The organism is Empedobacter sp. UBA7252, assembly GCF_002472765.1.
GTDB lineage: Bacteria > Bacteroidota > Bacteroidia > Flavobacteriales > Weeksellaceae > Empedobacter > Empedobacter falsenii_B.
The window spans coordinates 1,256-12,632 of sequence record NZ_DKSQ01000049.1; the positions used below are offsets into that span (position 1 = coordinate 1,256).

The following is an 11,377-nucleotide window of genomic DNA, read 5'->3' on the forward strand; positions in this document are numbered from 1 at the left end:
TTCAGCAATGACGGTTTATAAATTCATTGTTAAAAAAGGAATTTTGAAGATTGAAAAAAATAGTTTTGCATAACGCATAACGCATAACGCATAACGCATAACGCATAACGCATAACGCATAACGCATAACGCATAACGCAAAAAACAAACCCCTTTCCCTAAAACAAAGTTGGCGCGATGTACAGGAAAAGGAGAGGCTTTTAAAACTAAATGTTGAATTAAAAAACTATGTAAAATTATGAAAATATTTTACTTCAAACTCAATAGGCATATAATAAGTGTGCTATTGGGATTGTTTTGTGCAACACCTATGTTAGCACAAACAGGAAAAACCGTGACTGGAACGGTAAAAGAACTTCAAGTCCCGCTAGTGGGCGTAATGGTAAAAGAGGAGGGAACCGATAATTCCACTTTTACTGATGACAATGGAAATTACTCGTTGATCTTACAACAGGATGATGCAAAGCTAATTTTTGTGCAATTGGATTTCCCTATTCGAGAAGAAGAGGTATTGAATAGAAGCGTGATCAATGTACGTTTCACAAAAGAAGAGGAGGAGGGGATTCAGTTGAAAGATGTGGTGATTAATGCGGGGTATTACAATGTAAAGGACAAAGAACGTACGGGGTCTATAGCACGTGTTACGGCTAAAGAAATAGAGAATCAGCCCGTGAATTCTATTTTAGATGCTTTGCAAGGTCGTGTTCCTGGTTTAGAGATTACACCAACTTCTGGAACAGCAGGCGGCGGCTACACCATTCGGATAAGAGGCCAAAATAGTATTGCTGCGGGGAATAATCCTCTATTTATAGTAGATGGTGTTCCATTTGATACCAATTCGATGGGAGATACTTCAACCTCAGCACAAATCTTTTATGGGTCAACTATAAATCCTTTAAATTATATTGATCCACAATCTATAGAATCTATCGAAGTTTTGAAAGATGCTGATGCTACAGCTATTTATGGATCACGGGGAGCCAATGGTGTGCTATTGATTACTACAAAGAAAGGAAAAGCGACAAAAACAAGTATTTCTATAGATGCTTCTACCACTGTTATTAGCCCTACTAAGCTTCCTAAACTACTTACTACCGAACAATATCTAGATATAAGAAAAAAAGCCTTTGTGAATGATGGTGTAACGAAATACCCTACGACAGCCTATGACATAAATGGAACATGGGATATGACCAGATATACAGATTGGCAAAAACTACTTATTGGGAATACAGCTTTCAATCACAACATTCGTACGTCTATAAATGGTGGGAATGAGCAAACTAATTTTATGATAGGTGCCAATGTCATGAAAGAAACTTCTGTTTTCTATGGTAATTTTGCATACAATAAATTCAGTTTTTTTTCGACATTAAACCATAAAACAGCGAATAACAAACTAAAATTGCAATGGACCACTAATTATGGACAGGATAAAAACTATTTGCCTACACAAGATTTGACAAGAATTGCAAGAACACTTGTTCCAAATGCTCCGAGGTTGTTTAATGTAGATGGTAGCTTAAATTGGGAAAACAATACTTGGACAAACCCACTTGCGGCACTCAATGCCAGTTACCGCAATAATACACGTAATCTAAATACAAATTTGAATACAAGTTATCTGTTGATGGATAATATTGTTTTACGAACAAACGTAGGGTATAATCGATCAGATTTAGATGATAGTCAACTTAATCCACATACTATTCGTAATCCTGCTTTTGGTGCTACAAGTCAGCAATCTAACATGACTAAAAATTCTGGTCATCATGAAGGGTGGTTAATAGAACCCCAATTGGATGCTAATTTTAATTTAACTGCTTCGAGTAAATTAAGCGTATTAATTGGGGGGACTTTGAATAGCCAAACAACAACTAAGTTGGTGATTATGGCAAATGGTTTTACAGACAACCAGTTAATGAATGTTTTAAGCGCTGCTAAAAATGTGACGATATACAAGGATACTGAAGAGCAATATAAATATGCTGCTCTGTATGGAAGAGTAAATTATAATCTACACGAAAAATACTTCGTTAACTTGACAGGACGACGAGATGGATCGAGTCGATTTGGTCCTAATCATCGATTTGCAAATTTTGGTGCTATTGGTGCCGCTTGGCTTTTTTCGAAAGAAAGTTTTCTACGTGACGTATCATGGTTAAGTTTTGGGAAATTACGAGGAAGCTACGGGGTAACAGGAAATGATCAGATTGGAGATTATCAATACCTAAACACCTATAACATCAGTCAAAATGGATATGATGGGAATATACTATTGACAACAGCACGTTTATATAATCCTGATTTTTCGTGGGAGAAAAATAAAAAGTTGGAATTTGCTTTAGAAACCGCATTCCTAAAAAATAGAATTAACCTAACACTGAATTATTATCAAAACCGATCAAGCAACCAATTGGTTGGCTATAGTTTACCCGCTATAACAGGTTTTACCTCTATACAAGCAAATTTGAATGCTGTTGTAGAAAATAAAGGTTGGGAAATGGATTTACAAGTTGTTCCTATAAAATCTGCTAAATTCAACTGGTCAACTTCTTTTAATCTTACTATTCCTAAAAATAGATTGGTGGCATTTGATGGTTTAGAAAACACCTCCTATGCAAATATGTATGTGATTGGAAAATCATTGAACAGCAAGAAAATGTATCATCTGCAAGGGATAAATCCAACAACAGGTTTGTATGAGTTTACAGATTATAATGGTGATGGAAAGATAACTGCCATAGAAGATAAACAACAAGTTGTATCATTAGATCCTTCTTTTTATGGGGGTTTCTCCAATTCTGTTTCCTATGAAAACTTTAATATCGAGCTCTTTTTTCAATTTGTCAAGAAAAAAGGATTTAATGAATTCTATGGGACTACTATGCCGGGTACAATGTATAATCAGCCTGCTTCTGTATTAAATCAGTTTCCAAATGGGGTAATTCAGAATTATTCAAGTGGCTCTAATTCCGCAGCGACAGTTGCTTATTCTAACTTTAATAATAGTGATGCGATGGTAACCGATACCTCTTTTATTCGATTGAAAAACGTGTCATTGTCTTATAAACTTCCTCTAAGTAAAAATCAGTCCAATCAATATGTGATTTATGCGCAAGGTCAGAACCTATGGACATGGAGTAAGTATAAATACGGAGATCCAGAGCAAACAACTGGTTTTCTTCCTCCTTTGAGAAGAATTTCGATAGGATTTAAAGCTAATTTTTAATGACACAATTATGAAAAAATATCAAAACATAGTAAGCTATTCTTTATTCGTTTTCCTAATAGGAAATACGATAATAAGTTGTGAGAATTTTGTGGAATTAGATTCTCCAAAAGGGCAATTGAACCAAACAGATGTATTTGAAAATAACCAAACGGCACAAGCCGCCGTTACCACTTTATATGCATTATTACGTGATAATAGCTTAATAGCTGGTAATTTATCTAGTGCTGGTTTTTACATGGGAATTTATTCAGACGAGCTGGATAGCTATGCTGCTCCTAATAGTGTTGCAGATTTATTTTACAAACATCAAATTATCCCTACAAATAGTGGTGTGAAAGAGGTTTGGACAAGTTCCTTTAAAGTAATATACGAATGCAATGCGGTAATAGAAGGTGTAGAAAAATCAAAAGGATTGACCTATGAGCAAAAGAAACAATACAAAGCTGACGCACTATTTATCCGCTCGTTAACTTATTTCTATTTAACCAATTTATTTGGAGATATTCCATTTATTACAACAACAGATTATACCATTAATCAGAAAAGTTCAAAAACAAATCATCAAAATATACTTCTTAAAATTGAAGAAGATCTTATTGAATCAAAACAACAATTAAGTGAGCTTACGTCAGTTACAAGTAACCTTAGGGCGAACAAATATAATGTTACAGCATTATTAGCACGTCTATACATCTACCAGGAGAAATGGGAAAAAGCTGAAAGAGAATCAACAGAATTGATCAATTCAGGTAAATTTCAGTTAGAGAATGAGTTGAATAAAGAGTTTTTGAAAGAAAGTCGTTCTACACTATTCCAATTAAAAGCCAAAGCTGAAGGTGGTAATTCTAATGAAGGTAGTATTTACATTTTTGAAGCTGGTCCTCCTCCTAATGCATCTTTATCCCCTCAACTATTTGAATCTTTTGAGCCAACTGATTTGAGAAAACAACAGTGGACAAAACAAATTACTACTAATGGGAAAAATTGGGTAATGCCCTTCAAATACAAAGAGAAGTATGTGACAACAACAAGTAAAGAATATACCATTGTTTTTAGACTTGCTGAACAGGTTTTAATTCGAGCTGAAGCACGAATGAGATTAGGCAACTTGAATGGAGCAAAAGGGGATATAAATAGTATTCGAAATAGAGCTGGATTAACACCTATCACAACTTCATCTTCTCAAGATATTTTTGAAGCTATTGTAACGGAACGTCAACATGAATTTTTTACAGAGCATGGCCATCGTTGGTTTGATTTGAAACGATGGAATTTGGCAGATCAAGTCTTAAATCCCATAAAAACAAATTGGAAAGCAACTGACGTATTATTACCAATTCCAGAAGCCGAACTCTTAATTAATCCAAATCTATTACCGCAAAACAAAGGCTATTAAGAAGTTGTAGTATACAATACAACATCATAAAAGCCATTCATACAAACATCAGAATTAGTACCAATGGAAAAAATAAGTAAAATAATATTCCTCATCCTGTTGGGATTTGTTCTCTCGACCTACAACGTCTTTGGTCAAGAGATAAATAAGAAAACATATACACACGATTTAGACAGTATATGGTCTACTAATACAACAATTCGTGATATTAGCACTAACGGAAATTGGATTGAAACCTCTGAGTTCTTCTCAGGTAAGAATATCATTCGATTATTTCATCCTTCAACCTCAAATGTAATAGAAAGAGAAAATACAAAAAAGAGTTTATTTTCTAATAACGAACATTTTGCAATCCTTTTAAGTGAAAGCAAACTTGAAATAATCGATTTAAGAAATTTGAAAAGCGTTCTTGTGTTGAATAAACCAATTAGAAAAGTAGAATTTGATTCGACCAATCAACAGCTTGCTTATTTAACAACTGATGATGTTTTGACGCTATTTGATACCAAGACGGAAAAATTTGTTACAAAACATAATGTTTCCAACTTTAGTTGGAGCCCTGCTTCATCTACATTAGCAATTCTTTCTAAGGATGGAAAAACAGTTGGTTTTTATAGCCCAAAATTAGAGGCTATTGATCAGCTATCAAGTGATATAGGCACGTACATTTTTAATGATCGATCTCCTCTAAATAATTGGAGTAAAAATGGACAGTATTTTTCATTTCTTGAAAATGAAAATGAAAAGAGAAAAATAGTTCGTTATGCATTCCAAACAAAAAGGCTGAATTTCATCAATGTAGAAGATTGGTTGAAAATAAATCCTTCTTATCATTTTATGGATGAATCTATTCGTGTATTAGCGGATGGAAAGTATATTGAATTTCAACTAAATGAAAAAAGTACCGAAGATTCTTTAAAAGGAATTGAAAAGTGGTCTACCAACGATACGTGGATCTATCCCAAAGAACAATTAATGAAACAAAAAGATGGTTATAAACGGTTTATTTGGACTGTTGATGAATACGATTCTGTTACGGAAATAAAAGGAAACCAATTCGCACTTAATAGTAATATCCACTTTGCCTTGACATTTGATAGAAAACAATATGAACCACAATATAGATATTTTGAAATTGCAGATGTTTATTTAAATGATTATCAATCAAAAAAATCATATAAAATAATCGATAGTCTGTATACCAATCCTAATTTTATTTCTGTTTCACCAAATGGGGAGTACATTGCTTATTTTAAAACGAAGCATTGGAATTTGTATGATGTAAAAAAGCAAACACATAAGAAGTTAACAACAGTTCTTTCTCAAGTTTTTTATGATAGAACTAAAGCAGAAACTGACAAACCACCTTTTGATCAGCCCTATTGGTCAGAGGATGGAAAATTTATTCTACTAACGTCAACCTATGATTTGTGGCAATTTAGTATAGATAAAAATGAAGTAAAGCAAATTACCTTTGGAGAACAAGAAGAAGAACACAATCGTTTGGTATCTATTAATTTAACGAACTCATCAAATCGTCGTATTGACATGAATAAACCGCTCGTTCTTAAGCTTCATAAAGATAATCAGTCTCATGGAATTGCCATCTTAAAAAAAGGAAAAGTCATACACTCATTTAGTACGGATGCCGAAATCAATCCAATTTACAGTGATAGCAACAAAAATAAATTGTATTACAGAAAAGCAAAATACAATGAATCACCTTCAATTCATGAACTTTCAACTAATCATACAACGCGTATTATTTACCAAAGCAACTCTAAGCTAAGTGAATACGACTTAGGTTTTTCTAAAAATATAAACTATACATCTATAAATGGAAACGTGATGAATGGAGCTCTTTTATACCCTTCTCAGTACGATTCAACTAAAACATATCCTATGGTTGTGTACATTTATGAAAAGAATTCGTTTAAAGTAAACGAATTTACTTTACCATCTAAAAATTCACCTATCGGATTTAATTTCATGGACTATGTATTAGATGGCTATTTTGTTTTGTTACCCGATATAGAATATGAAATTGGAAACCCGGGCAGATCTGCTTTGGTAAGTGTAGAAAATGCCGTAAAAAAAGCTGTAGAACTATCGACAATTGATCAAAAAAGAATTGGTTTAATTGGACATTCATTTGGTGGGTATGAAACAGCCTTTATTTCTACACAATCAACATTTTTCAAAACAACAGTTGTTGGTTCAGCTATAACCGATTTGATTAGTTATTACCATGATTATAATATAGATAATCAGTCAGATCAATTATGGCGATTAGAAAATTACCAATTAAGAATGGGTGATAGTTTATATAATTTAAAAGATAAATATTACAAAAACTCGCCTCTTTATCATATAGAGGAATTACAAATACCAGTTTTAATATGGACAGGCAAAGAAGACTATAATGTAAATTGGTACCAAAGTGTGTATTTTTTTATGGGAATAAAACGATTAGGAAAAAAAGCCGAATTACTTTTATTTGATCATGAAGGACATACCTTAAAAAATAAAACCAATCAACAATTTTTATCCACTAAAATAAAAAATTGGTTTGATACGTATTTAAAATAAAAGAACGGAGCAGATGCTCCGTTCCTATTTAAATTAGACTTAAATATTATTGACGATATAGTGGAATACTACACGAAGTTTCTGATAAATCTCTCAATTCAAAAACATCTTTTTCAATTCCATTTTCGTTCACAGTACAAGGTAATCCAATTGTTGTTGAACATTCAACTTTTACGTCATCACAATGATTTGTTGCAGAATTGTAAATATATCCTGTCATAGCTTCTTCTTCACTATTTTGAGAAGTTTTACTTTCAGTGGCAAATGCAAAAGCAACAGCCATCATTCCTACCCCAATTGGTAGCGCTTTTTTTAGAAAATTTGTTTTCATTTTGTATAATTTTAATGTGGTGACTTACTCTATTGTACAGGTTTTCAGTCTTCCCCTGCGTTGCGCAACGATTTATTTTCTTTTATTATAGATATAAAGTTCATGATCTACAATCGCAAATATTTTGTTTTTGTAAATGCTAAAATTTCTAAGTTGCTTTTTGGGTGAATGGTAGAGGTAAAAGCTATGAGTATAGCTTTTGTTCACCAAATCATATTGATCTATAATGCTTGCTCCTTCTATTTTTTGTTCGAAATTACCTAATCGATCAGTCGATATATAGAGTTGGTTACCATAAGTAGAGGCTAATTTATTTACAAGTAAGGTTTGCGGACCTAGTTTATATTGTTGTGTTTTTTTATAATAGGCTACATCAATCTGAACTTTAGAAATAGTATCAATGGTATACCCTGTTTTCATTTCAGCTAACGCAGCATCAAATTCGAGGTACTGATTTTTGTAGTAATAGACGTAAATAAACTTTTTCAATTGGGAATTCCATAGTAATGTGCCGTCCGACTCAAATGTACCATCAAGTTGTTTTTCTAGACTACCATAGTTAAGTTGAAGATGATGCGCTGATAACAATCCCAATACATTTGCTTTTACTTTGGTACTATAAGTTGCTATCCCAAACTTAGAAGAATCTGCGACCACAAATTGATTATAATATACATCTCCTTTAGAAATAGTCTTTGCTTTCCAATCATCAATTTTACCTCGAAATAAAATGCCAACCGAACCGTCTCCTAAGTAAAAATAAGGTATTTGTACATAAGCAATCACTCTTTTATAAGGCAGGTTATATTGCTCAATTTCTAGTTTTATATCCTTCATTTGATTAGCGAGATAATCATATCTTTTAAGAAATAATGGTGTTTCTGTATTGGCTAAATAGAGATAACAACTGTCAATTCCTGCGATATAATAACCAGTTGCTTTTAAATCAACAGTTGTTTTTTTTTCGACTAAATGCGGAATGTATTTACGCGTAAACGCATTGTTATACTGAGATTTCTTTTCTGATAAACCATATAAAATGGTTACACTAACAATTCCAATTAAAATAAGAAAGAATTGTTGAATTACATAACCTCTCCATGTTTGAGAGATGTTTGTTATTCTAACGCCAATTAAAGCCAATCCTACAAATACACCATTAAAAATGAGATGTTCTGTCCATCCCAATTTTTCTAAAACACCACCACATGAACAAGGAGTAAATGCCGTGAAATGTAGAATAATGATAATATAGGTCGTGAACATCACCATTAAGAAAAGTGAAATCTGTAAAGCGAATGCTCGGAACCGTTCAAACATCAAAAAGATTGCTGTTACAAGTTCTATAGCAATAATTCCATACGAAATAGGAATCGCATAACTAGCTAATAAGGGTGATTGTCCCAATTGCGTTTGAAAAGTCTCAAAATCGATAAGCTTACTGACTGCTGCATAGACAAATAAAACAATAAAAAGGTAGCAGATGAGTGTTTGTATAATAGGTATTAATTTTCTCATGTTTTTGTGTTTTACGGTTAACGGTAAAGGGTTAACGGTTAATGCTATACAAAGTTCAGAGAAGTTATTGAGCAAGTCAATACCTATTTTTAGAAAAAACAGACCAATTTTTGTTAATTCTACTCATTTTTTAAAAATAGAACTCATTTTTTTGAAAAACCTCTCATTTTTGATGAGTTTTAGAATTGTTCTATATAAGGTAGTCTTATTTTAACCAGATTATTTGAAAACCTTTTTCTCGATACAAAATTCTTTTAGAATTCCACTCAAAATGGGGATTTATTGATGAATTGCTTTAGAAATTATGTTAAGGTTTAGTTGTTTTTAGAATATAACTTTTTTATGGCCAGAAATGTTAGTATGAGATGACGATATTTTACCCAATGAAAGCCAATTTATGAAGTTGCATATTTTTTATTATCTTGCTCTAAAATAATAAAAGTTAAATTATGGCTAGTTCTATCAATTTAAAAATATTCAAAGAATTTATTAAGTCGAGTAATTTTGGAGGTTTCCTCCTTTTTTTATGCGTACTGATTTCTTTAATTATAGCTAATTCATCTTTAAGTGACACATTAAAAAGTGTATTATCTTATGAATTTGGAGTCGAAAATAGTTGGATTCATTTAAAGTATAGTACAAGCATGTGGATTAATGATGGATTAATGGCTATTTTTTTCTTACTTGTAGGTCTAGAAATAAAAAGAGAAATTGTAGAAGGTGAACTATCATCACCTAAAAAAGCTATTCTTCCTATTTTAGCAGCAATGGGTGGTGCGATAGTGCCTGCGTTAATATATATATGTTTTAATATAGGTTTGGATACTTCAGGTGGATGGGGAATTCCTATGGCTACAGATATTGCATTTGCATTAGCAGTTATATCATTGTTAGACAAAAGGATTCCGATAAGTTTAAAGATTTTTTTGGCTGCATTAGCTATAGTGGATGATCTGATAGCTATTTTAGTGATAGCTTTATTTTATTCATCAGGTATAGACTTAGTGTATTTAATGTATGCGGGTGTAGGCCTAGGAGTATTAGTGTTAATGAATAGATTAAACGTAGAGAATCCTTATTTATATTTGATTCCAGGAATATTTATATGGTATTTTGTACATCATTCGGGTATACATGCTACAATAGCAGGTGTATTAGTAGCCATGACTTTACCAACAAATAATACTGATCAAGAATCGCCATTAGAACGATTAGAACATGCCTTAGTAAAGCCTGTAAACTTTATTATTATTCCAATTTTCGCATTTGCTAATACTAATATAACTATATATAACGAGATGCTTGAAGGATTAACCTCTCCTTTAGGATTAGGTATTTTATTAGGTTTATTAGTTGGTAAACCAATAGGTATTGTATTAAGTTCTATTATTTGCTCAAGATTTGGCATTGGTCAGTTACCAGAAGGGAGTAATTTAAACCATATTTTAGGTGTAGGATTATTAGCTGGTATCGGTTTTACGATGTCTATATTTATATCTAATTTATCATTTAATAGTGAAATATTAATTGATGAAGCTAAATTAGCCGTTTTATTAACATCTTTAATTGCTGGAGTATTAGGCTACTTGATTTTGAGAAAAAGTAGTAAAATAAATTAATAATACTTACTCGAATTTTTAATTCTCGATTATTTGATCAGATAACAAACTGTAGTTATAAATGGAAATAGGAATATTATGAATACGGAGAAGAAGGTCTACTCAGAAAGAAATTAACTTTTCGTATATTTCTCAATCATATCAAGCAAGAAATTGTAAATAAAGTATTAGAACTTTGAAAAGAACATAAATAAGGACTTGACGAATTAATTGGTATTTAGAATATTAGTATGATATTTTAATATAAGAATCAAGAGTTTGTCGTATTCTAAAGCGTAATAATAGGGGTAGGTTAGACAGAAGGTTACTAGAAGAGCCATACATAGTATTTTATACGAAAAAGAAACAACTGGTCATCATGTACAAGTTGATGGTAAATTTCTGATTTTCATAATACATATTGCAATAAAATCAAGTAATTTTAATATGCAGCTACTGATGATGTTATACGAATTATCGTGCTTAAAATATATGAAAAGCGCAATCAATTAAGTTCAATTGATTTCATAAATTATGTTGTAGATAAGTTTTCCTTTTAGAATTAATACAATTCTAAAAGATAACGAATACGAATTTCAATTAAAATTTTATTGGCATGTTTAAGATTTAGGAATGACACACAGGTTTATAAAAGTAGGAAGACCTCGGTTAAATGGAAAAATTGAACGATCTCATTTAACTGATAAAAA

The 11,377-nt window shown here is 31.9% G+C and carries 6 protein-coding genes; 4 read left to right on the forward strand and 2 right to left on the reverse strand.

Annotated elements, in window-relative coordinates; translation table 11 throughout:
- Positions 1-310: 310 nt before the first annotated feature.
- From B2X73_RS07370 to B2X73_RS07380, 3 genes are all read left to right on the forward strand, one after another.
- Positions 311-3,232: a SusC/RagA family TonB-linked outer membrane protein gene (locus B2X73_RS07370; protein ID WP_291096106.1), complete on the forward strand. Its 2,922-nt coding sequence runs from the start codon at positions 311-313 to the stop codon at positions 3,230-3,232.
- Between the two features lie 10 nt (positions 3,233-3,242).
- A complete protein-coding gene (locus B2X73_RS07375; RefSeq protein WP_291096108.1) occupies positions 3,243-4,631 on the forward strand; it encodes a RagB/SusD family nutrient uptake outer membrane protein in 1,389 nt (462 codons plus the stop codon).
- 411 nt (positions 4,632-5,042) lie between these two features.
- Entirely contained in the window at positions 5,043-7,220 is a 2,178-nt protein-coding gene (locus B2X73_RS07380; protein ID WP_291096110.1) for a S9 family peptidase, read from the forward strand.
- 46 nt (positions 7,221-7,266) lie between these two features.
- On the opposite strand, the gene B2X73_RS07385 is transcribed toward B2X73_RS07380, so the two are convergent.
- Together B2X73_RS07385 and B2X73_RS07390 are read right to left on the reverse strand one after the other, a co-directional pair.
- Positions 7,267-7,551, reverse strand: a complete 285-nt coding sequence (locus B2X73_RS07385; RefSeq protein WP_291096112.1) for a DUF6520 family protein — start codon at positions 7,549-7,551, stop codon at positions 7,267-7,269.
- 72 nt (positions 7,552-7,623) lie between these two features.
- Entirely contained in the window at positions 7,624-9,069 is a 1,446-nt protein-coding gene (locus B2X73_RS07390; protein ID WP_291096114.1) for a DoxX family protein, read from the reverse strand.
- A gap of 449 nt (positions 9,070-9,518) precedes the next feature.
- Between B2X73_RS07390 and nhaA the strand changes: the two genes are divergently transcribed.
- Positions 9,519-10,688 carry a Na+/H+ antiporter NhaA gene (gene nhaA / locus B2X73_RS07395; protein WP_180904522.1) on the forward strand — a complete coding sequence of 390 codons (1,170 nt, stop codon included), beginning with the start codon at positions 9,519-9,521 and terminating at the stop codon, positions 10,686-10,688.
- Positions 10,689-11,377 lie beyond the last annotated feature (689 nt).

Coding starts and splice junctions, on each gene's coding strand:
- B2X73_RS07370 (WP_291096106.1), top strand. CDS start 311: ATGTTAGCACAAACAGGAAAAACCGTGACTGGAACGGTAAAAGAACTT.
- B2X73_RS07375 (WP_291096108.1), top strand. CDS start 3,243: ATGAAAAAATATCAAAACATAGTAAGCTATTCTTTATTCGTTTTCCTA.
- B2X73_RS07385 (WP_291096112.1), bottom strand. CDS start 7,551: ATGAAAACAAATTTTCTAAAAAAAGCGCTACCAATTGGGGTAGGAATG.
- B2X73_RS07390 (WP_291096114.1), bottom strand. CDS start 9,069: ATGAGAAAATTAATACCTATTATACAAACACTCATCTGCTACCTTTTT.
- nhaA (WP_180904522.1), top strand. CDS start 9,519: ATGGCTAGTTCTATCAATTTAAAAATATTCAAAGAATTTATTAAGTCG.